A 21,729-nucleotide genomic window follows, 5' to 3' on the forward strand; every position below is an offset into this window, starting at 1 on the left:
GCGGGCCCCTCCCCCGATCAACGAATCGAACCGGCGGCACCTTAGCAGCAGCGAACGGACCCGGTTCCCGGTGGTGAGACCCGGGGGTGCGGCGTAGCGTCGGGAACGAGAGCCCCTCATGGGAGGTCACCGATGAGCCGCGTCCGCAACGTCCTCGGGTCGATCCTCGCTCTCGCCGGAGCGGCGGCCGTCGTCTGGAGCCCCTTCCGTGCCTGGTACGACGGCCGTCTCGGCCGTGACTACCGCATCGACGAGCTGTTCTCGGCGGACGGTGTCACGGACGACAAGGCGCAGTTGTTCGGCTCGCTGTTCCTGCCGTTCCTGTTCGTCGCGATCGTGACGCTGGTGGGCGTGTTCGTGCGCTCGCGTCTGCTGCTCGCTTTCGCGGGCATCGTGGCGATGGGCTTCGCGGTCCTGTGGATGGTGCGCGTGGGACAGGCGGAGGGTTCGCTCTCCGTGGACGCGGACGGCAACGGGCTCGATGTCGGCGCGGGCAGTGCGTTCGTGGGCGGGGCGATGATCCTGCTGGCCGCCCTGATCATGTCGGGCCGGTCCCGCAGGGCGGCTCCTGCGCCGGTGGCCCCGGCGTCCACGGTGCCGACTCTGGACGGCCCGGACCCGTACGCCCCGGACCGGGACCCGTACGCCTCGGACCCGTACGCCTCGGATTCGTTCGACGCGTACGGCGACCGCCCGTCGTCGACGCCTCCGGCAGCGTCCCCGCCGCCTCCGATGCCTCCTGCGGACGGGCGGCCGGCCCCGGAGCAGCAGGACGGCCCTCCCCCGGCCTGGCACAAGCCTCCGCCGCCGTCCGGCTCGGGCTCCGGCTGAGTTGCCCAGGGGCTGGAAGCGGTCGAGTTACCGCGCCGTCCCCGTCCCCTTCACCGCGTCCAGCGCGTACACGCACCGGTCCTTGCTGCACGCGTACACGACGCCCGCCTGGGCGACCGGCGCCCCGGTGATCTCGCCGCCCGTCGCCAGTTTCCAGCGGAGCTGACCGCCCACCGCGTCAAGGGTGTACAGGCAGTGGTCGGCGGAGCCGAAGTGCAGCCGGCCCTCGGCCGCGACCGGGGAGCCGATGACCTCGCCGCCCGCCTGGAAGCGCCACTTGGGCGTACCGGTGACGGCGTCCAGGGTGTAGAGCCCGTTGCCGGCGCCCACGTGCACATGCCCCAAGGCCACGAGGACCGGGTCGATGGACGACCGCGACTCCGTGGCGATCCGCCACCGGTCCCGCCCGTCCTTGGCGTCCAGGGCGTAGACCGTGCCCAGATAGTCCGCGAGGTAGACCCCGCCGCCGGTGACCGCGGCGCCGGGCGCGTACGCGGGCGGCGACAGGAACACCGCGGGTGCCTCGAAGTGCCAGCGGACCTGCCCGGACGTGATGTCGATGGCCAGCACCCGGGTCCCGGCCGCGACGTACACCGCGCCGTCGGACGCCGGGGTCAGCCGGACCGGCACACCTCCGCAGGAGGCGGCGTCCCCGATGGGATAGGACCACCGCTCGACACCCGTACGGGCCTCGACGGCGCGCAGCCTGGCGTCCTTCCACAGGAACACCGTGCCCTCGTGGATGACGGGCCCGGCCTCCGGCGTCTCGAAGTCGGTCTGCGCCCCGGTGATCTCCCAGAGCTTCTCGCCGTTCGCCGCCTCGTAGCCGCAGACGGCGCCGCCGCGCAGCCCGGCGACGACCGTGCCGCGGCCGGCCTTGAGCGAGTACACCCAGGCCTCCGTCGCGAAGCGCCACAGATCGGTGCCGTCGGCCGCATCCAGCGTGAAGAGCGTGGGCCCGTCGGAGGCGTGGATACGGCCGTCGGTGATCGCCATCGACCAGGCCACGTCACGGGTCTTGAACTGCCGCCGCCCGGTGGCCACATCGAGCGCGTGCACCTCGAACGACGTGACGTACACGCGGTCGCCGACGACATGCGGCGTGCCCCAGACGTCGTTGGACATCCGGAAGCGCCACGGCCGCCAGGACGCCGGTCCCGCGGACGGCGCCGGGACCACGGGCGCGGGCTCCGCGCCGTTGACGCCCGCCGAACGCGACCACGACGCGGCGAGCGCCGCCTCGGGGGCGCCCACCCGCTTGTCCGCCTCGCGCCGTGCGTCGGCGACCCGGGGGCCGGGCCCGATCGGCACCTGCGCGCCGGGCAGCCGTACCGGCGAGGGGTCGGGGGCGTCGGGCGTGCGGCGCCAGGCCTCGTCCCAGTCCTCGCCGCCGGCCGGCCGAGAGGGCCGGGGCGGCGGCTGCGGGGGCTGCGCGGGCTGCGGCGGTACGCCACGGCCGCCGCTGCGGCCGGAAGGGCCGGTCCGCACGGGCGGACGCCCGCCGCGGCGCGCCTCGATGAGCGCGACGGACCGCTCGGGCAGCCACGCGGAGGCCGTACCGGAGTCGTCGGAGCCGGACGCGAACAGGTGCGGGGCGAGCTGGGCCTGGAGGTCGGCGGGGCTGGGCCGCATCGCCGCTTCCATATGCATGCAGTCGAGGATCAGCGGCCGCAGCTCCTCGGGCAGCCCGTCGAGGTCGGGCCCTTCGCGCAGCAGCATGAAGACGGTCTCGACCGGATTCGCGCCATGGAAGGGGGCATGTCCGGTCGCGGCGAACACGAGCGTGGACCCCAGCGAGAAGACATCGCTCGCACCGGTGACGGAACGCGAGTCCTTGGCCTGCTCCGGCGACATGTAGGCCGGGGTGCCGACGGCCACGTTCGTCATCGTCAGACGCGTATTGGAGACACCGGAGGCGATACCGAAGTCGATGACGCGGGGGCCGTCCTCGACGACGAGCACGTTCGACGGCTTGAGGTCGCGGTGCACCAGACCCGCGCCGTGGATGGACTGCAACGCCTCGGCGATCCCGGCGGCCAGCCACCGTACGGCCTGGGCCGGCAGCGGCCCGCACTCATTCACTATCTCTTCGAGCGAGGGCGCGGGGACATACGCGGTGGCCAGCCACGGCACGGCGGCGCGCGGATCGGCGTCCACGACGGCCGCGGTGTAGAAGCCGGAGACGGCACGGGCCGCCTCCACTTCACGGGTGAAGCGGACACGGAAGAGCTGGTCCTCGGCGAGCTCGGTCCTGACCGTCTTGATCGCCACCCGGCGGCCGGAGGCCGAGCGCGCGAGATAGACCAGACCCATGCCGCCGGCACCGAGCCGGCCGAGCACCTCGAACGGCCCGATCCGGCGCGGATCGTGCTGCGTCAGCTGCTCCACCACTTGCCTGCCACCTCCCCGTAACTGACCGTGGGACACCACCGAGCGAACGGGCTCGTGCCCATCGTCAGCGTCTCACCACCGAGCCGCCCTGGCGGCACGCACCCTGATTCTTCCTGGCGCGAGCGGCGGTTGCGAACCCGGGGCCCGATCGGGAGGTCTCACCCCATTACGGGATGAGATGGGGCAAAGCGTCGAGGGTCAGTCCGCGTGATCCTGCAGTACGGCGAAGACGGCGCCCTGATTGTCCACGAGCGTCGCGATACGTCCGTACGGAATGTCGACGGGTGGGCTCTGCACCCGGCCACCGAGCCCCCGGGTGACACGGGCGGCCTCGTCGCAGTCGTCGACATTGAAGTAGACGAGGAAGTGCGCGGGCAGCTCGGCCGGCACCCCCTCGCCCATCAGCTCACGCCCGCCGACGGCCGTATCGGGGCCGGCCTCGGCGCCGGCAGGCGACCAGGTGCGGAAACCGTCGATCACGCCGTCCAGGTCGAAGCCCTCGAAGCGGAAGACGTCTTCGTAGAAGGCGTCGGCCCGCGCTGCGTCACGCACCTTCACCTCGGTCCAGCAGAAGGAGTCCGGCTCCCCGGCCTTCTCGAAGCCCTCGTGCGTACCGCCCTGCCAGAGCCCGAAGACCGCGCCCTCGGGATCGGCCGCGAGCGCCATGGTGCCGAACGGGCCGACGGGCATCGGCTCCGTCACCAGCCGGCCGCCCGCGTCCCTGATCTTCCGTGCGCTCGCGAAGGCGTCCGGGGTCGCGAAGTACACGTTCCACACCGTGGGCATCCGCCCGTCCCGCTTGGGCGCGAGCGCGGCGACGGCCTTGCCCTCCTTGTACGCCTGCGCATAGCGCCCGTACTCGGGTCCGGCGCCCTCGTCGAAGGTCCAGCCGAAGAGCTCCCCGTAGAACCGCTTGCCGGCCTCGACATCGGGCAGCAGGGCGTCCGCCCAGCAGGGCACACCCTCGGTATACGCGGCCACGGCCCCACCTCCCGGAGTCACGGGACCCTGTGGCGCCCGTCACAGCCAAGCTAGTGCCGTACCCGGCGTACCGCAGGAAAACGAATCGAACACTTGGCCAGTTCGCCGTCCGGGTCAGGCCCCCGGAGCGACCCCAAGATCTCCCATATACCCCGAGTCCCCCTAACTCCCCCGTATCTCTCCCGTCCCCATTTGCAGTCGGCCGAATCGCGCCCCGATCACCCCTCGGTAAGCTGACGGCATGACAGGACAAGTGCGTACCGTCGACGGCCGTGTGGCCGGACGGCGCGGGCAGGCGACGCGTCAGAAGCTGCTCGACTGCCTCAGTGAGATGCTCAGTTCCTCGCCCTACCGTGACGTCAAGGTCATCGATGTGGCGCGGAAAGCGGGCACTTCGCCCGCGACCTTCTACCAGTACTTCCCCGATGTCGAAGGCGCCGTCCTGGAGATCGCGGAGCAAATGGCCACGGAGGGCGCCGGGTTGACCGATGTGCTCGCCGAACGCTCCTGGGTGGGCAAGGCCGGCTGGGGGACTTCGCAGGAACTTGTCGACGGTTTCCTGGAGTTCTGGCGCAAGAACGACGCGATCATGCGCGTCGTGGACCTCGGCTCGGCCGAGGGCGACAAGCGCTTCTACAAAATCCGTATGAAGATCCTGAATTCGGTGACCAATTCCCTTACCGACACGGTCAAGGACCTTCAGGACAAGGGCAAGGTCGACAAGGACGTCAACGCCGCGGCGATGGCCGGCTCCCTCGTCGCGATGCTCGCGGCGGTCGCCTCGCACCAGAAGGGTTTCTCGACCTGGGGTGTGAAGCAGGCCGAACTGAAGCCGAATCTCGCGCTGTTGGTGCATCTGGGCATCACCGGCAAAAAGCCGATGAAGTAGCCTTTCGCACCCTTCCTGTCATACGGGCGGCGGTCACCCTCCGGGCGAGGGTGACCGCCGCCTGTTTCTTACTGCTCCCGTGGACGCCTCACTGCTCCCGTGTGCGCCGCTCGAGGCGGAAAAGCCGTATCTCCCGGTCCACCCGCTGCTGATAAGTGGCGTACGGCGGCCAGAACTTGAGGCACTTCTCCCACACCGCGGCCCGCTCGTCGCCTTCGAGCAGCCGGGCCGTGACGTCGATGTCCGTGCCCTTCCAGCTGATCTCCGCGTCGGGGTTCTTCAGCAGGTTCACCGTCCATACGGGATGTCCGGGGCGGCCGAAGTTGGAGCCGACGAGCACCCAGGTGCCGTTGTCCTCCTCGGGCATGCACGCCAGTGGAGTACGGCGCGCAATCCCGCTCTTCGCGCCCTTCACCGTGAGGATGACCCCCGGCAGCATCTGCGCGCTGAGCATCACCTTGCCGCGCGTGAGCTTGTGCACGGCCCGGTCCATCGCCGGTACGAAATGCGGACCGACCTTCATGAACAGTCTGCTCGACGACACCTTCTGCATGAGCTTGACTCCGGGCGGCATCAGACCGCGACCTCCTCGGCGACGAACAGACCGGCGTGGTCGGCCGCATGAGCGCGCAGCCGGTGCACGGGACCGAAGAGCAGTTCGTCGCTCGCGGCCCGCTTGAAGTACAGATGCGCCTCGTGCTCCCAGGTGAAACCGATCCCGCCGTGCAGCTGGATCGCCTCCCCCGATGCGGTCCGCAGCGCGTCGAGCGCCTGCGCGAGGGCGAGTCCGCCCACCCGTTCGCCGTCGTCGCGCGCGGCGGCCCAGGCCGCGTAGTAGGCCGCCGACCGCGCGGCCTGCACGGCCACGTACACATCCGCGAGCCGGTGCTTCACGGCCTGGAACGAGCCGATCGCCCGCCCGAACTGCTCGCGCTGCTTGGCGTATTCGACGGTCCGCTCGAGAGCGCGGTCCGCGGCCCCCACGGCCTCCGCGGCGAGCACGGCGGCTGCGGCGTTCCCGGTCGCGGCGAGCGCCTCGGCGACCACCGCGGCATCGTCGGGGCCTAGCAACTCGGCGGCGGCGTCCCGCAGTTCGATCCTCGCCTGCGGCCGCGTCTCGTCCAGTGTCGTCTGCCGTACGCGGACGACGCCCTCACTCTGTGCCCGTACGAGGAAAAGGAGCGTACGGGAGCGGGCGAAGCCGCCCGTGTGCGCGGCGACGAGCAGCAGATCGGCGGTGTGCCCGTCGAGGACCTGCTCGGCCTGCCCGTACAGCCGCCAGCCGTCCTCGCCGCAGCGCGCCTGCACCCCGCCCGCGCGCCCGCCGCCCGCCCAGTCCCCTTGGTTGGTGCCGGCGAGACCGAGCGCGGTCGCGAGCGCGGCGCCCGGCACGGCGAGCGCGGCGGTCAGCGCGCCCTCGGCGATCTTCGGCAGCAGCTCGCGCCGCTGCTCCTCGCTGCCGAGCCGGCGGATCAGGGGCAGCGCGAGCGCGGCCGTGGACAGCAGCGGGGACGGCAGCAGCACACGTCCCGTCTCCTCGCAGGCGAGGGCGAGTTCGGTGGTCGTGCAGCCCACCCCGCCGTGCTCCTCGTCGAGGGCGAGGCCGGGCAGGCCCAGCTGGGCGGCGAGGGTGCGCCACAGTTCGTCGTCGTGACCGGCGGGGGTGCGCGCCGCCGCCTTGACCTCGTCGGGGCCTGCGCGCTTGGCCATGAGCTCGCGCAGCGTACGGCGGATTTCGTCCTGCTCGGCAGTGAACGCGGCGTCCATGAGCGGGCTCCTCCCCCGGGTCCCCTCTGGCGGCCCCGGATCTGACGGCGCGTCATGTTAGGACTTGCGCGGCCAGATGCACAGGGGTGGAGGGCGCTTTGTCGACTCCGGTCCGCGCCCGCGCCCTCAGCAGATCCGCCCGGGCTCCTTCGCGGTGGCCCTCAACAGGTCCCTGACCAGGTCGTAGTCCACCTTGGCGGCGCTGCGGAAACGCAGGCACCCCTTGCCCATGTTCTGCCCTTCGAGCCTGGCCGCGAAGGCTTCGCGCACGTCGGGGCGCATCAGATAGAAGGAGATGTACTGCTTCTGGCTGGCGAGCCCGATCTCCTGCCCGCCGCCCGCGCGTACGTAGCCCGGCATCCCGTACGCCATGACCTCCTCGAACCCCGCGAGCTCGGCGCGGCACAGCTCCCGCAGCCGCGTCATCGCCGCGCGTCGGCTGTCGTCCTCGATCTCCCCGAGGTAGGCGTCCACGTCCCGGGCGTCGCTCTGCACCATGGTCCGAGCATCCCCGGTGGTTGGCCGGCGCTCAACCGGATACTCGCGCGGCATGACATCGACGGGGAAGCGGCGCGAGCCGGACGGACCGGCAGAGGAGCGCGGGCCGGAGGGGCCTGTGGAACGGACCGGGCCGGACGCGGAGGTGGAGCGGCGGGCGCCGGACACTCCGGCGGGGCTGCCCAAGGGTTCCTGGTGGCGGGTGGTCAAAGGCACCGCGAAGGAGTTCCAGAAGGACGAGCTGGCCGACCGGGCCGCGGCGCTGACGTACTACGGGATCCTGGCGCTGTTCCCGGCGCTGCTCGCGCTGATCTCCCTGCTCGGGGTCCTCGGGAAGTCCGCGTCGCAGGAAGTCCTCGACAACATCCAAAAGCTCGCTCCGGGTGCGGTGCGGGACATTCTGAGCACCGCGGTGGAGCAGTTGCAGGGCAAGTCAGGGATCGGCTCGCTGATGGCGATCGTGGGTCTGCTGCTCGCCGTGTGGTCGGCCTCCGGCTATGTGGCCGGGTTCATCAGGAGCGCCAACGCGGTCTACGACATGCCGGAGGGCCGCCCCCTGTGGAAGGTGCTGCCCGTCCGCGTCGGCGTGACCGTGGTCCTGATGGTGCTCACGGTGGCCAGTGCGGTGATCGTCGTGTTCACCGGCGGACTGGCCGAGCAGGTCGGCGGCGCGCTGGGCCTGGGGGACGAGGCTCTGACGGTGTGGTCGATCGCGAAGTGGCCCGTCCTCGTGATCATGGTGATGATCATGATCGCGATCCTCTACTGGGCGACGCCCAACGCGAAGGTGCGCGGGTTCCGCTGGATCACGCCGGGCAGTCTGCTGGCGCTGGCGATCTGGATGCTCGCGTCGGCCGGGTTCGCGCTCTACGTGGCGAACTTCGCCTCGTACAACAAGACGTACGGCACGTTCGCCGGCGTGATCATTTTCCTGGTCTGGCTGTGGATCACGAACCTGGCGATCCTGCTCGGCCTGGAGTGGGATGCGGAAATGGCCCGCCAGCGCGCCGTCGCGGGAGGCCATCGGGCCGACGACGAGCCCTACGTCCAGCCGCGCGACACCCGGGCATGGGACGAGGAGGACCGCCGCCGCCTCGAGAGCTGACAGACCGGAACACCCCCCGCCTCGAGAGCCGACAGACCGAAAGACACGGACGACCGACATCGACACCCGCCCCCTGGAGACGCCGATGAAAGCCTCGAAAATCGTCTACAAGCCGGTCGGCATGGCCCTGGGTGCCCTGAGCGGCGTCCTGGCCGGCGCCGTTTTCAAGGAAGTCTGGAAACGCGTCGCGAACGAGGAGGACGCCCCGGACGCCACCGATGAACACCGCAGCTGGCGCGAGGTCCTCACGGCGGCCGTGCTGCAGGGCGCGATCTTCGCCGGCGTCAAGGCGGCCGTCGACCGCGGCGGCGCCACCGCCACCCGCCGCCTGACCGGCGTCTGGCCCGGCTGACCGGCGTCCGGCCCGGCTGACCTCCACTCCGGCGTCCACTTCGGCGTCCACTCCGACGTCCCACCCGGCCTCCGCCCTGGTCTCCAACCCCTGCCCCGCCCACCGAATCTGATGTACCGTCAGATTCATGTCCACCGTCATAACCAGCGCCCCCCGGCGCAAAGTAGCCGTGGCCGGAATCGCCCTCTCCGACTGCGGCAAGGTCGACGACGCGACCCCCTACGCCCTGCACGCCCAGGCCGCCCGCAGAGCCCTGAAGGACTCCGGGCTCGACAAGGGCGTCATCGACGGCTTCGCCTCGGCAGGGCTCGGGATCCTCGCCCCCGTGGAGGTGGCCGAGTACCTGGGGCTCAAGCCCACCTGGGTCGACTCCACCTCGGTGGGCGGCTCCACCTGGGAGGTGATGGCCGCCCACGCCGCCGACGCCATCGCCGCCGGCCACGCCAACGCGGTCCTCCTCGTCTACGGCTCCACCGCCCGCGCCGACATCAAGGCCCGGCGCCGCACCTCGAACCTCTCCTTCGGGGCCCGCGGACCCCTCCAGTTCGAGGTCCCGTACGGCCACACCCTCATCTCGAAGTACGCGATGGCCGCGCGCCGCCATATGCACGAGTACGGCACGACGCTCGAGCAACTCGCCGAGGTCGCCGTACAGGCCCGGGCGAACGCCGCGGCCAACCCGGACGCGATGTTCCGCGACCCGATCACGGTGGACGACGTCCTCGACGGCCCGATGATCGCGGACCCGTTCACGAAGCTGCACTGCTGCATACGGTCCGACGGCGGGGCGGCCGTGCTCCTGGTCGCCGAGGAGTACGTGGCCGACTGCGCGAAGGACCCGGTCTGGGTGCTCGGGGCGGGCGAGCACATCTCGCACACCACGATGTCCGAGTGGGAGGACTTCACCGTCTCGCCCGCGGCCGTCAGCGGAAAGCTCGCCTTCGAACGGGCCGGCGTCACCCCGGCCGACATCGACATCGCCGAGATCTACGACGCCTTCACGTATATGACGCTCGTGACCCTCGAAGACCTCGGCTTCTGCGCGAAGGGCGAGGGCGGCGCGTTCGTCGAGAAGGGGCGGCTCACCCTCACCGGGGACCTGCCCGTGAACACGGATGGTGGCGGGCTCTCCGCCCAGCACCCGGGCATGCGCGGACTGTTCCTGCTGGTCGAGGCGGTACGGCAGCTGCGCGGCGAGGCCGGCGAGGGCCAGGTCCGCAAGGCCGGCGGCCGGCTGCCCGAGCTGGCGGTGGCGTCGGGGACCGGCGGCTGGTTCTGCTCGTCGGGGACGGTGGTGCTCGGGCGCTGAGCTCGGGAGCGGTGGTCGGGCGCTGAGCTCGGGAGCGGTGGTCGGGCGCTGAGCCGTTCGGGTCAGGGCTCGGCGAGGGGACAGCACTCGGGCGGGGGCCGACGGTACGAAACCGTCGGCCCCCGCCCGTATCGCCGCGTCAGCCTCAGGGATCAGCCCGAGCGGGCGTCAGCCCCGAGCGATCAGCCGAAGAACGGAATCTTGAACTCGGGGAGCTTCGTCCCGGTCGGCAGCTTGATGCTGGACGGGTCGAGCGGCTTGGCGACGAGCTTGATCGCGGCGTCCAGGCTGAGCGCGCTCACGATGTTGGCCACCGCGGTGTTCACCAGGGAGATCGAGGCCAGGACCTTGTCCGTGTCCTTCTTCTCGATGGCGTCGACCAGGGCGCTCGCCTGGACGGCGAGACCCGCCATCGCCGCTTCCAGCTGCGGGACGTCCTCAGGCGCGGGCGCCGAGGCGAGCTCGCGGTCGAAGGCCGCACGGTAGGCGGCGGTGTCGACCGGGCCCTGCCCGGCGGCGGTGACCAGCTCGTCCGCGGTGGTGAGCACCGCGCGCAGCATGTCCTCGTACGCGGCCTGGTGGTCGGCCGGAACGGCGGCACGCACCGGCGCCTGGGCGACGGCGGCGTAGGAGGCACCCGCGGTACCGAGGACGACGGCGCCGGCGAGCACCGCGCCGATGAGGGCGCGGGCGGTGGTGTGCTTGTGCATGAGGGGGGTCCCTTCCGGGGTTCTTGGTCGAGCGGGTTGGGGGAACGGGCCGGCCCTGACCACAGCCTGTGACCCTCCATGACGCTCCGCAACCGCACTGGTCCGAACAGGAGTGCCCGGCCCCGGTCGGAGCCCGTCGGAACACCGGCGCCCCGGCAGACGTTGTTCCGTGTGCCGGACCCGAAGACGTGACCGCAACAGAGGGAGTCGTTTGTCATGGCACTCAGCCGCGAAGAACGCGAGCAGTTCCTCGCCGAGCCGCATGTGGCCGCCCTGTCCGTCGACGCAGGCGACGGACGCGCGCCCCTGACGGTGCCGGTCTGGTATCAGTACGCGCCCGGCGGCGACATCTGGATCCACACCGGCAAGGGCTCGCGCAAGCATCAACTGATCGAGAAGGCGGGCCGGTTCACGCTCATGATCGACCGCGTGGAGCCGACCGTCCGCTATGCCTCCGTCGAGGGCCCGGTGGTCTCCACGGTCCCCTCGACCCGCGAGCACCTGGTCGAGATCTCCACGCGCTACATGCCGGCCGAAAAGGTCGACGGATACGTGGAGTTCTCGGAGAAGAACCACGGCGAGGCGGTCATCATCACGCTGCGCCCGGAGCGCTGGGTCTCCTCGGACCTCGGCGCGTTCTGAGCTCACGGGCGGGTACGGCGGCCCGGGGTGCCCGGGCCGCCGGGGCTGCCGGAGCCGTTCGGGCTGTCGGAGCCGTTCGGGCTGTCGGGGCTGTCCGGAGCCGTATGAGAATCCCCGTATGACGTCGTACGAGGGACACGCACCGCAAGAGGCCGCCGCACCCGCCGCCGCAGAGCCCGCAGCCGCCGGGCACCCCACGGCCGAGGAGTTCACCGGGCTGCTCCGGGCCCAGCGCGTCTGGGACATCGAGCTGCCGGTCTTCGACCCGGCCGCGGCGCCCGACGCGCCACTGCCCCTCTTCCGCCGCTGGTTCGCCGAGGCCGTCGCCGCGGGCCAGAGCGAGCCGCACACGATGCAGCTCGCGACGGCCGACGCGGCGGGCCGTCCCGACGTACGCACCCTGATGCTGCACGGCGCCGACGAGGCCGGCTGGCACTTCGCCTCGCACGCCACCAGCAGCAAGGGCCGCCAGCTCACGGCCCGTCCCGAGGCGGCCCTGCACTTCTACTGGCCGGCCCAGGCCCGCCAGATCCGGCTGCGCGGCCCGGTCGCGCAGGCCCCGTCCGGCGAGAGCCAGGCGGATCTGCACGCGCGCTCGACGGGGGCGCTGGCCGCGGCGCTCGTCGGGAGGCAGAGCGAACTCCTCGTATCGCAGGAGGAGTTGGCGCGGGAGTCAGAGGCCGCTTGGCAGCGCGCGCAGGACGAGCCGTCCGCGCCTGTGGCGACTTGGACGCTGTACGCCCTGGACCCGGTGGAAGTCGAGTTCTTCCAGGGGGACGCCCGCCGCCGCCACATCCGCCTTTGCTACCGGCGCGAGGGCGCCGGCTGGGTCCGCGAGCTCCTGTGGCCCTGAGCGGCCGGCCCGAACGTCAGCCGGCGGGCCCGCGCACGTCATCAGGCGGGCCCGCACGTCAGCCGGCGGACCCACACGTCATCAGCCCGGCCCGCACGTCATCAGGCCGGCCGGAACACCGCCACCCGGAACCCCTCCGCCTCCCGGAAGGTGAACTCGAGCTCCATCCCGACCGCGAGGTCCTCTTCCGCGCAGTCCACGACCTCGGTCATCATCCGCGGCCCCTCGGCCAGATCGACCACGGCCGCGGTGTACGGGGTGCGTGTACCGAAGGGCGGCAGGTCGTTGCGGTGCACGACGGACCAGGTGTAGAGCGTGGCGCGTCCGCTCGCCTCGGCCCAGTCGACGTTCTCGCTCCAGCAGCCGGGGCAGAACTCGCGCGGATAGTGGTGGGTCCGGTCGCAGTCGCGGCAGTGGCGCACCAGCAGCCGGCCCTCGGCCGCCGCCGCCCAGTAGGGCTCGGTGAAGGCGTCGGGTTCGGGGAGGTCGAACCGTACGGAGGAGGCGCCCTTTTCGGTGGTGGCGGCCATCAGAAGAGTCCGATCGCGTTGTCGAGGGACCAGGTCTGCCAGGACATGGCGAAGAGCGCGACGAAGGAGATCAGCCCCATCATCGCGTTCTGCCCCTGCTCGGCCCAGTCGTGGATCATCAGGACGAGGTAGAGGAGGTTGAGCAGCAGACCGCCGATCAGCGCGATCGGGGTGAGGAAGCCGACGATCAGGCCGAGGCCGAGGGCGAGTTCGGCGTAGACGACGATGTACGCCATCACCTTGGGCCGTGGCTCGACGACCTTGGTGAACCCGCTCTTCACGAACGGCCACTTGTGCTTCCCGGCCACGTCGGCGGCCCAGGCGATCCCCGTACCGCGCTCGAACCAGCCCTTCTTGTCCTTGTGCCGCCAGCTCTCCAGCCACCACAGACCGAGACCGATCCGCAGTACGGCTGCCCACTCGGCTCCGCTGAGCCAGACCGTGTCCATGCCTGTACACCACCTCACGCGCGAGCCGTTTCTGACGGTACGTCAGTTCAGCGGATGGGGGGGCTTTCCGCAAGGGGTCAGCAGTCGAACTGATCACGTTCGAAGCGAACTTGAGTTCCATGGCCTGTTGTCGCACCTGCGCGCGCCAGCAACGATCAAGTGCACACATCGGCACAACATGTACGAAATCCCAACCTAGGGTCGCCCTGCACAGGTGACCCCGGCAGCGGGCGAACGCTCCGGGGTCCGGCCAGTCGGGAAGGACTGACATGAGCAACCCTATGAGGGACCCGGTCGCCGGTAGACCCGTTCCAGCCCTCGGATACACACGCGTTTCGGGCAGAGTTCAAGTCTCGGGCCATGGGCTCGGCATCCAGGAAGCCAAGCTGCGCGCATGGGAGGCAGCTGCCCCGCACCACACGCTGCTCAAGGTGTTCAGTGATCGGGGAGTGAGCGGCGCCACCACGCGCCGCCCCGCCCTCGACGCGCTGAAGGAGTACGCGCGCTACACCTCAGCGGAACGAATCGTCGTATCCAGCGTCGACCGCCTGGGCCGCACGGTCGGCCCGACGCTCGACTGGGCCCGCCGCATGCAGCAGATCGGCGTGCACGTCATCGCGCTCGACGAGGGCATCGATACCGAGGACCCCCAGGGCTGGGCCCTCTTCCGGCAGTCGGTAGCCGCAGCTGAGGCGGAATGGCGGCGCATCTGCGAACGGACCTCGTCCGGCCGGGATCAGAAGGCCCGCGAAGGTGGCTGGCCCGCGGGCCCACCACCGTACGGCTACAAGATCGACAAGCTCGGCCCCAAGGAGTCGTTCCTGTCGATCAACGAGGACGAAGCCCGCGTGATCCTCAAAGCCGTCGAGCTTGTGGTCGACCACGAGCTGACCTATCAGGCGGCCGCGGACGAGCTGAATCGCCTGGGCCTGCTCACCCGCAGTGGCCGCCCCTGGACACTGCTCAACCTCCACCACCGGCTGACTTCCGAAACGCTCGACGGCTACGCCACCTACCGCAAACCCGGAACCGGCGCGAAAGCCACCAGAGTCGACGCCGACGGGGTACCGGTGCTTGGGCCCACCATCACCATCGAGGTGCCCGCCCTCCTGACGCCGGAGCGTGTCGCGGCGCTGCGCGGAACACAGGGACGACGGAGCAACCAACCACGCAGGTCCAACCAGCAGTACCCACCGTCCGGGCGCATCCTCAGCGCATGCGGAAGACGCTACACCGGCGGCGGCCGGCCCACGGGTCGCCTGTACCGGTGCCAGGGAACCACCGGGAGTGAACCTTGCACGTGCACCTATCTGGAAGCCGACGCGGTGGAGAACGCAGTGCGGGAGAAGCTCTCCACCGCATTCAGCGCGACCGCGCTTCAGGCCCTGACCTGTCACGACTCGACAACAGCCCAAAGAGACCGCGCCCAGCACGAAGCACGGGAACAACATCTGCTCGACGCCATCCATCACCACGAGCAGTTGATCGAGAAGTCACTGCCGCAGTACGTCGCCTCCGGCCTTGATCCCGTCATCGCCGAAGCCGCCCTCAGCGGCCTCAAGGACGAGATCGATGCCAGGCAGCATGAACTCGTGGAGGTCCGCCGGCAGTTGGAGGAGCAGCACCCCGCAGGGAAGACCGAGGAGATCTTCTCGGCGCTCCGCACGTGGATCATCCCTGACGTGCACGACTTCAAGAAGCAGCCGGGGTCCCGTTGCCGTGTGCGGACGTGGCACGAAGCGACCGGAACCCCCGTGCCCGCCACCGTGGACAAGGCGCAGTGGCCGGAGGTCCTGGGAATTCTCAGATCCAGGCACGGCTCACGGCACTTCAAACAGACTCGTCTCGATCTCCGGTCGGCCCTCAACGCGATGCTGCACCGGCTTCGGCACGGGTCGATCTGGAGCGAACTGGGCGCATGGGGAGATCCCGAAGCCATCCGCCAGCGGCAGCGAACCTGGTTCCGCGAGGGCACATGGCAAGCGCTCATGGCGCACCTCACGTCCGACGGATCAGGAGAGGCCGTTTTCTCATTCCGCACGATTCCCGAGCTGCACGTGATCTGCGAACCGTTGGCCGGACTGCCGGTGCTTCTGCGAGACCCTCCGCTGGAGATCAGTCCACCGACGACGCTCCTCCGGAGCGGAACGCCGGCCGACGCAAGAGCCTTCCACGCATGGGTTCTACGAGCAGCAAGAGGCCTGGAAACCTCTCAATCCGGACTCCCGCCCGCGATGTGATCGTTTCGCAACCGGATTCCTCATTGACCGCGACCGTTCAAACTCAAGGGCCGCTACGCTCCCGCCCATGGCCGATCCCGTATACGTCATAGGTGCCGGACCCAGTGGACTTGCCGTTGCGTATGCCCTGGGCCTGCAGGGCATACCGGCGGTCGTCCTCGAGAAGTCGGAAACGGTCGCGGCCTCCTGGCGGCAGCACTACGACCGACTCCACCTGCACACCACGCGCCGGCTGTCGGCGCTGCCAGGACTGGACATTCCGCGAAAGTTCGGCCGTTGGGTCTCGCGGGACAACGTCGTCCGCTACTTGGAGAAGTACGCGGAGCATCACCAGCTCCAGGTGGTCGCGGGAGTCGAGGTCTCCCGAGTCGAGCGGGCACCCGACGGTGACAATTGGCTGCTGCACGGAACCGGCGGGCGCCAGCTGACGGGGCAGGCCGTAGTGGTCTGCACCGGCTACAACCACACGCCCCACCTTCCCGACTGGCCCGGACTCTCCTCGTACGAAGGAGAGTTGCGGCACGCGAGCGAGTACCGCAACCCGAAGCCGTACGCGGGCAAGGACGTCCTGGTCGTCGGCGTCGGCAACACGGGTGCGGAGATCGCCGTGGACCTCGTCGAGGGCGGCGCCTCACGGGTACGCCTCGCGGTGCGCACCGCACCGCACATCGTCCGCCGCTCGACGGCGGGCTGGCCGGCCCAGCGCACCGGGATCCTGGTGCGCCGCCTCCCGGTCGGCCTGGTCGACCGTCTCGCCGCCCCGATAGCGAAGCTGTCGGTCCCGGATCTGTCCGCGCACGGGCTGCCGCGCCCGGACACGGGTTTGTACTCGCGCGTCCAGGAGGGCGCGATCCCGGTCCAGGACGTGGGTCTGATCGATGCCGTGCGGGCAGGCAAGGTCGAACCCGTCGCAGCAGTGGAGGGGTTCGAGGCTGGAAAGGTGCTGCTGGCGGACGGAACGCGTATCCAACCGGACGCGATCATCGCGGCAACCGGCTACCGGCGAGGACTCGAACCGCTCGTCGGGCACCTCGGCGTATTGAACGAACACGGGCTTCCTGTCACGCATGGGCCGAAGTCCCCGACAGCGGCTTCGGGCATCTATTTCTGCGGCTACTCCAACCCCATCAGTGGCAACCTTCGCGAAATCGCTCTCGATTCGCTGAAGACAGCGAAGGCGATCGCTGCCGCGACTTCCTGAACTCGGAGGACGTAAATGGCACGTGAAAGATCCCGCCTCACCCGACGGTCGCTGCTCGGCGCAGGAGCAGCGACCGGTGTGGCCACCCTTGCGGGAGTCGCTGCGGCGCCCGCGGCGGCCGCCGCCACCCGGGACGCCGACGTCGTCATCATCGGTGCCGGTCTCGCCGGGCTCACCGCCGCGCGTGACCTCAAGAAGGCCGGCAAGAACGTCGTGGTCCTCGAGGCGCGCGATCGCGTCGGCGGCCGCGTCCTGAACCTTCAAGTCCCGGGCGGTGGCGTCACCGAAGGGGGCGGCGAGTTCATCGGTCCGACCCAGGACCGGATGAAGGCGCTGGCCGACGAGGTCGGTGTCGGGACGTTCCCCACGTACAACACGGGCAAGAACCTGCTGCGCAAGGACGGCAGGAACACCCCGTACGCCACGGACGGTCTGCTCGGTGCCGTCCCGCCGATCGACGTGGCCGGTCTCGCGAACGCCGCGGCCGTGCAGGCGCTGCTCAACGACATGGCCAAGAAGGTCCCGGTGGGCGCTCCTTGGACCGCCGCGAAGGCGCAGGAGTGGGACCAGCAGACCTTCGAGACCTGGTTGCGGCACAACGCGGTGGTGCCGTCGGCGAAGTTCCTGTTCGACGTGGCCTGCGCCTCGGTCTTCAGTGCCGAACCCCGTGAACTCTCGCTGCTGTTCGTGCTGTTCTACATAGCGGCGGCGGGCAACGAGACGAACCCCGGCACCTTTGAGCGTCTCACCGAGACGGCGAACGGCGCCCAGGCCATCCGTTTCAAGGGCGGCTCCCAGCTCGTCCCGGTCAAGCTGGCCGAGTCGCTCGGCGACAGCGTGGTCCTGAACGCGCCCGTGCGCCGGGTGGCCAAGGACGGCGCCACGTACACGGTGACCGCCGACGGCATCACGGTCCGTGCGGGCCGGGTGATCGTGGCTCTCGCGCCGCCGCTCGCCGCCCGTATCGACTTCGACCCCGTGCTGCCCGCTGCCCGCGACCAGTTGGCCCAGCGGCTGCCCATGGGTTCGGTCGGCAAGGCGATCGCGATCTACGACCGGCCGTTCTGGCGCGACGCGGGCCTCAACGGCCAGGCGCTCAGCGACACCGGCATGGTCCGCTCCACCTTCGACAACTCCCCCGAGGACGCCTCGTACGGCGCTCTGATGGGCTTCATCGAGGCCGACCAGATGCGGGCCCTGAACGGGGCGAGCGAGGCGGAGGTGAAGGCCGCGGTCCTCAAGGACTATGCGACGTACTTCGGTGACAAGGCGAAGACGCCGACCGCGTTCCTGCTCCAGCGCTGGGACAACGAGCGCTTCACGCGCGGCGGCCCGGTCGCGTACGCCCCGCCGGGCGTCCTGACGGCGTACGGCCCGGAACTGCGGCGTCCCGTCGGCGGGATCCACTGGGCGGGCACGGAGACGTCGACGTACTGGATGGGCTACATGGACGGTGCCGTGCGCTCGGGCGAGCGGGTGGCCAAGGAGGTTCTGGCGGTGCTGTGACCTCGTGGTTCGGTCACGTGGGGCGCCCGGTCGGGGTTTCTGTCGGCCGGGCGCTGTGCGTTTCCGGGTGTGGACTGGGGGTCAGACCTTGATCACAGTGAGGCGCGGGTGTCCCTCGGTCAGCATCCGGATGCCCTCGACATCCGGGGTCAGAATCGTCACCGGGCCGGACTGGGCGAGTGCCGTCGCGCAGACGATCGCATCGAGGGCGTACTTGTGCCCGTGCAGTCCGGCGGCTGCCGGCAGCTTGGACGCAGACCGGGCGATCTGCTCCGACACCGGCTCAACCCTGAGACGGGAGACCACCCAGTCGAAACGCGCCTGCGCCGTCGCGGGGTTGCGCGCCTCGACCAGCGTCACCGAACTGACCAGGACCCGGGCGTCATGCTTGGCAGCCACGGCGAGGCGTGCCGCCATCGTCCGGTCGTCCCGTAGGAGCAGGGACAGCCCTTCACTGTCCAGCACTAAGGTGCGGCTCACGCAGCGCGCCCAGGAGCGCTGGTGCCGGTTCGCGCGCCGAAGAGTTCGGCCTCGACAGCGGCCAGCTCCGCCTCGGTGAAGTCGCCATGGTGGGCGATGTGGTCGTCGATCAGCTCTTGGAGATTGTCGCGCTCGATCTGGCGTTGCACCGCAGCCTCGATATACGCCGACACGCCACGCTTGCCGACGCGCGAGCGGACCGCACCGATCGTGCCGGCGTGAAAGGACACGGAGACGCTCGTGGTCGGCCCGGCGCCGGGGACCGTCTCATCACTTTCGGACATATCCGAAGTCTAATAGAAACTCTATTAGACACCAAGCGCGCCGACGGCATCCCCCAGCACCCGCTCCAGCGTCGCGTACCCCGCCGGTTCCCAGGTCGGCTTGCCGCCGGGGCGGCCGAGGCGGCCGGCCATGCCGATGTCGACGAGGACCAGCGCCTTGAGGACGGCGAGGCCGCGGGCCCGGTCGACCGTCGCCTCATCCGCACGTTCGTACGCGTCGAAGAAGCGGGACGCCGACCCGTCCGGCAGCAGCATCCACGCCGCCATGAGGTCGGCCGCCGGATCGCCCGCGCACAGGTCCCCGAAGTCGATCACTCCGGCGAGCATTTCGTCCTGTACGACGACGTTCGCCGGGTGCAGGTCGGCGTGCAGCCACACCGGCGGCCCCTGCCAGGGCGGTGCCGCGAGGGCCTTCTCCCATACGTCCCGTACGAGAGCGGCCTGCGCGTAGCCGTCGAGGAGCTCGAACCAGCCGTCGATCCCCGTCAGTTCGGACAGCGGGACACCGCGGTCGGGGCTGGTCGGTGCGTCGGTGGGCGCCGGCTGGTGCAGGGCGCGCAGGAAGTCCGCGAGGCGCTCCGCCGACGCGGCGTGCGTGACCGGCGTCCGGTCGGCGGGCTCGCCTTCGACCCAGCGCACGATGTTCCAGTGGTGCGCGAAGAGCGCCGACGGCTCACCGTCCCGTACGGGAACGGGTGTCGGCAGCGGCAACCGTTCGGCGAGCTGCGGCAGCCACCTCCGCTCCGTCCGCAGCAGCTCCGGTGCCCGCTCGGTCCGCGGCATCCGCACGGCGAGCTCGTCCCCGAGCCGGAACTGCTGGTTGTCCCAGCCCCCGACGACCTCCCGCAGCTCGAGCTCCGCCAGATCGGGGTGCTGCTCCCGCAGCAACGCCCGTACGAGCTCCGTCTCGTACCGCAACTCGCCCACCGAAACGCCTCCGTTCACCGCCAGGTCTGTCTGTCTGTCCGTCCGGCCGCCCGGCCGTCTGTCCGTCGTCCGTCCGTCCGGGCACGCTAGCCCAGCCTGGCGCGGGCGGCCCGGGGCCGGGCCGGCCGCAGCACGTCGAAGGGAACGTCCCGCCACACGGCACGCAGCGCGGAATCGCCGTCCGGGACCAGATGATCGTCGGGAACGGCCCACAACTTGACCGGCTGGGCGGACGTGGTCACCCGCGGCCAGCCCGGGTCGCCCGTCGTCGCGAAGGACGCCCAGGCGTGGCGCATGCGCTCGGACAGGGCGCGGTCGTCGGTGTCCGGGGTGCCGCCGATGAGGAAGCCGGCGCCGGTGGCGTCCAGATTGCCGAAGGCGAAGGGGATGTCCGCGGTGTGCCAGGGGCGGGCCGGGCCGCGGCGGCGGTCGAAGCGGGAGGCGTACGCGCGGCCGCCGGCGCGCGCGTGCTGTTCGGCGAGGCGGGAGGTGTACGCGGCGAAGCGCGCGTCGCCGAAGAGTGCCAGGTAGCGGTCCAGGGCGGGGGCGTCCGGCAGCAGGTTCCGGTAGCCGTCGAGCACGTGCGGCGGGAGGTCCAACGCGACTGCCACGTCGGCCAGTTCGGGTTCGGTCGCGACCTCTCGTATCGCCCCTACCGCGTGCAGGAACCAGGCCTCCTCCCGCGCGTGGCACACCAGGAGGTCCACATCGCGTGCCGTCCCGGACGCGAGCGCCTGGAGCGGCGTCGCGGCCAACACCTCGCCGTCGACCACGGGTTGGAAGATCACGGAGTCGTACGCGTGGACCGGCGTTACGGGGTCGGTGCCGCACTGCGCGGCCACCTGGTCGGAGGCGGCCACCAACGCGGCGGGCGGCAGGGACAGCAGCCCCTCCGCGGTCGGTGCGACGCCGGCCTCGCGGGCGATCCTCGCGGTGACGGCCGCGGCGAGTTCGGGGGCGTAGAAGACGCCGGGCACGCTGTGGGCGATGACCCGTCGGAAGAGTCCACGGGCCGGCTCCATGGCCATCAGGCAGACCGCCGAGCCCGCGCCGGAGGAGTGACCGGCGACGGTGACGTTGCCGGGGTCGCCGCCGAAGGAGGCGATGTTGTCGCGCACCCAGCGCAGTGCGGCGAGCTGGTCCAACAGGCCGCGGTTGGCGGGGAATCCGGGCACGTGGCCGAACCCCTCGAACCCGATCCGGAAGTTGCAGCTCACCACGACGAGACCGGCACGGGCGAGGGCCGCACCGTCGAAGCCGGGCTCGGCGGAGGAGCCGAAGGTGTACGCGCCGCCGTGGATCCAGAAGAGCACGGGCAGGCGATCGGCCCCCTCGGGCACCCATACGTTGACGCCGAGGATCTCCTCGTCCCCCGGCCGCCACACCGGCGCTCCGGGCAGCTCGGCCGACTGCGGCGAGATGGGCCCGAACGCGGTGCAGTCCCGCACCCCGCCCCAGGCTGGCGCGGGCCCCGGCGCCCGAAACCGCCGAGGGCCGAACGGTGCGTCCGCGTACGGGATCCCGAGCACCGCGGTGACGCCGCCGACGGGTTCCCTGCCCCGTACGCGGCCGCTCGTTGTCCGGTACTGCGATGTCACGTCGGTCCAGCCTTTCCGGGAACGTACGGCGCGCACGGCACGCACGGCGGTGCGCACCAGAGTGGATCATGCCGTACGGGGAGGGCGGCCCAGGGGGCGAGATCGCGATCTTCTCGTACGCCAAGGTCTGGCCGCCCCCGAAGCCGGGTACGGAACTCCCGACTCGCCCCCGAAGCCCGGCAGGGA

Annotated in this window: 22 protein-coding genes; 10 read left to right on the forward strand and 12 right to left on the reverse strand. The window is 70.7% G+C overall.

The genetic code is table 11. The features are described 5' to 3' along the window. The first annotated feature begins 132 nt into the window (after positions 1 to 132). Positions 133 to 831: a hypothetical protein gene (locus G6045_RS18330; RefSeq protein ID WP_206343880.1), complete on the forward strand. Its 699-nt coding sequence runs from the start codon at positions 133 to 135 to the stop codon at positions 829 to 831. Between the two features lie 27 nt (positions 832 to 858). On the opposite strand, the gene G6045_RS18335 is transcribed toward G6045_RS18330, so the two are convergent. Both G6045_RS18335 and G6045_RS18340 read right to left on the reverse strand, forming a co-directional pair. After that, complete coding sequence (locus G6045_RS18335) at positions 859 to 3,222, reverse strand: outer membrane protein assembly factor BamB family protein (RefSeq protein ID WP_165333058.1); 2,364 nt, start codon at positions 3,220 to 3,222, stop codon at positions 859 to 861. Positions 3,223 to 3,420: 198 nt separating this feature from the next. After that, positions 3,421 to 4,203, reverse strand: a complete 783-nt coding sequence (locus G6045_RS18340; protein ID WP_165333059.1) for a VOC family protein — start codon at positions 4,201 to 4,203, stop codon at positions 3,421 to 3,423. A gap of 241 nt (positions 4,204 to 4,444) precedes the next feature. Here G6045_RS18340 and G6045_RS18345 point away from each other — a divergent pair, with 241 nt between their 5' ends. Further along, positions 4,445 to 5,092, forward strand: coding sequence for a TetR family transcriptional regulator (locus G6045_RS18345; protein ID WP_165333060.1), 648 nt, complete (start codon positions 4,445 to 4,447; stop codon positions 5,090 to 5,092). Positions 5,093 to 5,180: 88 nt separating this feature from the next. Here G6045_RS18345 and G6045_RS18350 read toward each other — a convergent pair whose 3' ends face one another. From G6045_RS18350 to G6045_RS18360, 3 genes are all read right to left on the reverse strand, one after another. Continuing rightward, positions 5,181 to 5,666 (reverse strand): nitroreductase family deazaflavin-dependent oxidoreductase, encoded by a 486-nt coding sequence (locus tag G6045_RS18350; RefSeq protein ID WP_165333061.1) that lies wholly within the window; start codon positions 5,664 to 5,666, stop codon positions 5,181 to 5,183. After that, positions 5,666 to 6,859: an acyl-CoA dehydrogenase family protein gene (locus G6045_RS18355; protein ID WP_165333062.1), complete on the reverse strand. Its 1,194-nt coding sequence runs from the start codon at positions 6,857 to 6,859 to the stop codon at positions 5,666 to 5,668. Before G6045_RS18355 ends, G6045_RS18350 begins: the two co-directional genes overlap by 1 nt. Positions 6,860 to 6,985: 126 nt before the next feature. Continuing rightward, a complete protein-coding gene (locus G6045_RS18360; RefSeq protein WP_165333063.1) occupies positions 6,986 to 7,357 on the reverse strand; it encodes a DUF1801 domain-containing protein in 372 nt (123 codons plus the stop codon). Positions 7,358 to 7,409: 52 nt separating this feature from the next. Between G6045_RS18360 and G6045_RS18365 the strand changes: the two genes are divergently transcribed. From G6045_RS18365 to G6045_RS18375, 3 genes are all read left to right on the forward strand, one after another. Beyond that, on the forward strand, positions 7,410 to 8,462 hold the full coding sequence (locus tag G6045_RS18365) for a YihY/virulence factor BrkB family protein (protein WP_165333064.1): 1,053 nt from the start codon (positions 7,410 to 7,412) through the stop codon (positions 8,460 to 8,462). A gap of 85 nt (positions 8,463 to 8,547) precedes the next feature. Beyond that, on the forward strand, positions 8,548 to 8,814 hold the full coding sequence (locus G6045_RS18370; protein ID WP_165333065.1) for a DUF4235 domain-containing protein: 267 nt from the start codon (positions 8,548 to 8,550) through the stop codon (positions 8,812 to 8,814). A gap of 127 nt (positions 8,815 to 8,941) precedes the next feature. After that, positions 8,942 to 10,123 carry a thiolase C-terminal domain-containing protein gene (locus G6045_RS18375; RefSeq protein WP_165333066.1) on the forward strand — a complete coding sequence of 394 codons (1,182 nt, stop codon included), beginning with the start codon at positions 8,942 to 8,944 and terminating at the stop codon, positions 10,121 to 10,123. Positions 10,124 to 10,305: 182 nt separating this feature from the next. On the opposite strand, the gene G6045_RS18380 is transcribed toward G6045_RS18375, so the two are convergent. Next, positions 10,306 to 10,833, reverse strand: a complete 528-nt coding sequence (locus tag G6045_RS18380) for a hypothetical protein (RefSeq protein ID WP_165333067.1) — start codon at positions 10,831 to 10,833, stop codon at positions 10,306 to 10,308. Positions 10,834 to 11,049: 216 nt separating this feature from the next. Between G6045_RS18380 and G6045_RS18385 the strand changes: the two genes are divergently transcribed. Together G6045_RS18385 and G6045_RS18390 are read left to right on the forward strand one after the other, a co-directional pair. After that, complete coding sequence (locus tag G6045_RS18385; protein ID WP_165333068.1) at positions 11,050 to 11,475, forward strand: pyridoxamine 5'-phosphate oxidase family protein; 426 nt, start codon at positions 11,050 to 11,052, stop codon at positions 11,473 to 11,475. A gap of 118 nt (positions 11,476 to 11,593) precedes the next feature. After that, on the forward strand, positions 11,594 to 12,328 hold the full coding sequence (locus G6045_RS18390) for a pyridoxine/pyridoxamine 5'-phosphate oxidase (protein ID WP_165333069.1): 735 nt from the start codon (positions 11,594 to 11,596) through the stop codon (positions 12,326 to 12,328). A gap of 101 nt (positions 12,329 to 12,429) precedes the next feature. On the opposite strand, the gene G6045_RS18395 is transcribed toward G6045_RS18390, so the two are convergent. Together G6045_RS18395 and G6045_RS18400 are read right to left on the reverse strand one after the other, a co-directional pair. Continuing rightward, on the reverse strand, positions 12,430 to 12,858 hold the full coding sequence (locus tag G6045_RS18395) for a Zn-ribbon domain-containing OB-fold protein (RefSeq protein WP_165333070.1): 429 nt from the start codon (positions 12,856 to 12,858) through the stop codon (positions 12,430 to 12,432). Next, positions 12,858 to 13,307 (reverse strand): DoxX family membrane protein, encoded by a 450-nt coding sequence (locus G6045_RS18400; RefSeq protein ID WP_165333071.1) that lies wholly within the window; start codon positions 13,305 to 13,307, stop codon positions 12,858 to 12,860. Before G6045_RS18400 ends, G6045_RS18395 begins: the two co-directional genes overlap by 1 nt. A 269-nt stretch (positions 13,308 to 13,576) precedes the next feature. Here G6045_RS18400 and G6045_RS18405 point away from each other — a divergent pair, with 269 nt between their 5' ends. The 3 genes from G6045_RS18405 to G6045_RS18415 all read left to right on the forward strand — a co-directional run bounded on the left by G6045_RS18405 (position 13,577) and on the right by G6045_RS18415 (position 18,254). Beyond that, a complete protein-coding gene (locus tag G6045_RS18405) occupies positions 13,577 to 15,547 on the forward strand; it encodes a recombinase family protein (RefSeq protein WP_165333072.1) in 1,971 nt (656 codons plus the stop codon). 67 nt (positions 15,548 to 15,614) lie between these two features. Further along, entirely contained in the window at positions 15,615 to 16,748 is a 1,134-nt protein-coding gene (locus G6045_RS18410) for a flavin-containing monooxygenase (RefSeq protein WP_165333073.1), read from the forward strand. A gap of 15 nt (positions 16,749 to 16,763) precedes the next feature. Then, positions 16,764 to 18,254, forward strand: coding sequence for a flavin monoamine oxidase family protein (locus G6045_RS18415; RefSeq protein ID WP_165333074.1), 1,491 nt, complete (start codon positions 16,764 to 16,766; stop codon positions 18,252 to 18,254). Between the two features lie 81 nt (positions 18,255 to 18,335). Here G6045_RS18415 and G6045_RS18420 read toward each other — a convergent pair whose 3' ends face one another. The 4 genes from G6045_RS18420 to G6045_RS18435 form a co-directional block, all read right to left on the reverse strand. Further along, positions 18,336 to 18,734 carry a type II toxin-antitoxin system VapC family toxin gene (locus tag G6045_RS18420; protein WP_165333075.1) on the reverse strand — a complete coding sequence of 133 codons (399 nt, stop codon included), beginning with the start codon at positions 18,732 to 18,734 and terminating at the stop codon, positions 18,336 to 18,338. Beyond that, positions 18,731 to 19,018: a hypothetical protein gene (locus G6045_RS18425; protein WP_165333076.1), complete on the reverse strand. Its 288-nt coding sequence runs from the start codon at positions 19,016 to 19,018 to the stop codon at positions 18,731 to 18,733. Before G6045_RS18425 ends, G6045_RS18420 begins: the two co-directional genes overlap by 4 nt. A gap of 24 nt (positions 19,019 to 19,042) precedes the next feature. Further along, positions 19,043 to 19,945: an aminoglycoside phosphotransferase family protein gene (locus G6045_RS18430; RefSeq protein WP_165333077.1), complete on the reverse strand. Its 903-nt coding sequence runs from the start codon at positions 19,943 to 19,945 to the stop codon at positions 19,043 to 19,045. 86 nt (positions 19,946 to 20,031) lie between these two features. Then, positions 20,032 to 21,543: a carboxylesterase/lipase family protein gene (locus tag G6045_RS18435; protein WP_165333078.1), complete on the reverse strand. Its 1,512-nt coding sequence runs from the start codon at positions 21,541 to 21,543 to the stop codon at positions 20,032 to 20,034. Positions 21,544 to 21,729 lie beyond the last annotated feature (186 nt).

The organism is Streptomyces mesophilus (assembly GCF_011044995.1).
Taxonomy (GTDB): Bacteria; Actinomycetota; Actinomycetes; order Streptomycetales; family Streptomycetaceae; genus Streptomyces; species Streptomyces mesophilus.

Coding starts and splice junctions, on each gene's coding strand:
- G6045_RS18385 (WP_165333068.1), top strand. CDS start 11,050: ATGGCACTCAGCCGCGAAGAACGCGAGCAGTTCCTCGCCGAGCCGCAT.
- G6045_RS18395 (WP_165333070.1), bottom strand. CDS start 12,858: ATGGCCGCCACCACCGAAAAGGGCGCCTCCTCCGTACGGTTCGACCTC.
- G6045_RS18410 (WP_165333073.1), top strand. CDS start 15,615: ATGGCCGATCCCGTATACGTCATAGGTGCCGGACCCAGTGGACTTGCC.
- G6045_RS18365 (WP_165333064.1), top strand. CDS start 7,410: ATGACATCGACGGGGAAGCGGCGCGAGCCGGACGGACCGGCAGAGGAG.
- G6045_RS18380 (WP_165333067.1), bottom strand. CDS start 10,833: ATGCACAAGCACACCACCGCCCGCGCCCTCATCGGCGCGGTGCTCGCC.
- G6045_RS18330 (WP_206343880.1), top strand. CDS start 133: ATGAGCCGCGTCCGCAACGTCCTCGGGTCGATCCTCGCTCTCGCCGGA.
- G6045_RS18355 (WP_165333062.1), bottom strand. CDS start 6,859: ATGGACGCCGCGTTCACTGCCGAGCAGGACGAAATCCGCCGTACGCTG.
- G6045_RS18405 (WP_165333072.1), top strand. CDS start 13,577: ATGAGCAACCCTATGAGGGACCCGGTCGCCGGTAGACCCGTTCCAGCC.
- G6045_RS18425 (WP_165333076.1), bottom strand. CDS start 19,018: ATGTCCGAAAGTGATGAGACGGTCCCCGGCGCCGGGCCGACCACGAGC.
- G6045_RS18375 (WP_165333066.1), top strand. CDS start 8,942: ATGTCCACCGTCATAACCAGCGCCCCCCGGCGCAAAGTAGCCGTGGCC.
- G6045_RS18390 (WP_165333069.1), top strand. CDS start 11,594: ATGACGTCGTACGAGGGACACGCACCGCAAGAGGCCGCCGCACCCGCC.
- G6045_RS18360 (WP_165333063.1), bottom strand. CDS start 7,357: ATGGTGCAGAGCGACGCCCGGGACGTGGACGCCTACCTCGGGGAGATC.
- G6045_RS18370 (WP_165333065.1), top strand. CDS start 8,548: ATGAAAGCCTCGAAAATCGTCTACAAGCCGGTCGGCATGGCCCTGGGT.
- G6045_RS18350 (WP_165333061.1), bottom strand. CDS start 5,666: ATGCCGCCCGGAGTCAAGCTCATGCAGAAGGTGTCGTCGAGCAGACTG.
- G6045_RS18345 (WP_165333060.1), top strand. CDS start 4,445: ATGACAGGACAAGTGCGTACCGTCGACGGCCGTGTGGCCGGACGGCGC.
- G6045_RS18415 (WP_165333074.1), top strand. CDS start 16,764: ATGGCACGTGAAAGATCCCGCCTCACCCGACGGTCGCTGCTCGGCGCA.
- G6045_RS18400 (WP_165333071.1), bottom strand. CDS start 13,307: ATGGACACGGTCTGGCTCAGCGGAGCCGAGTGGGCAGCCGTACTGCGG.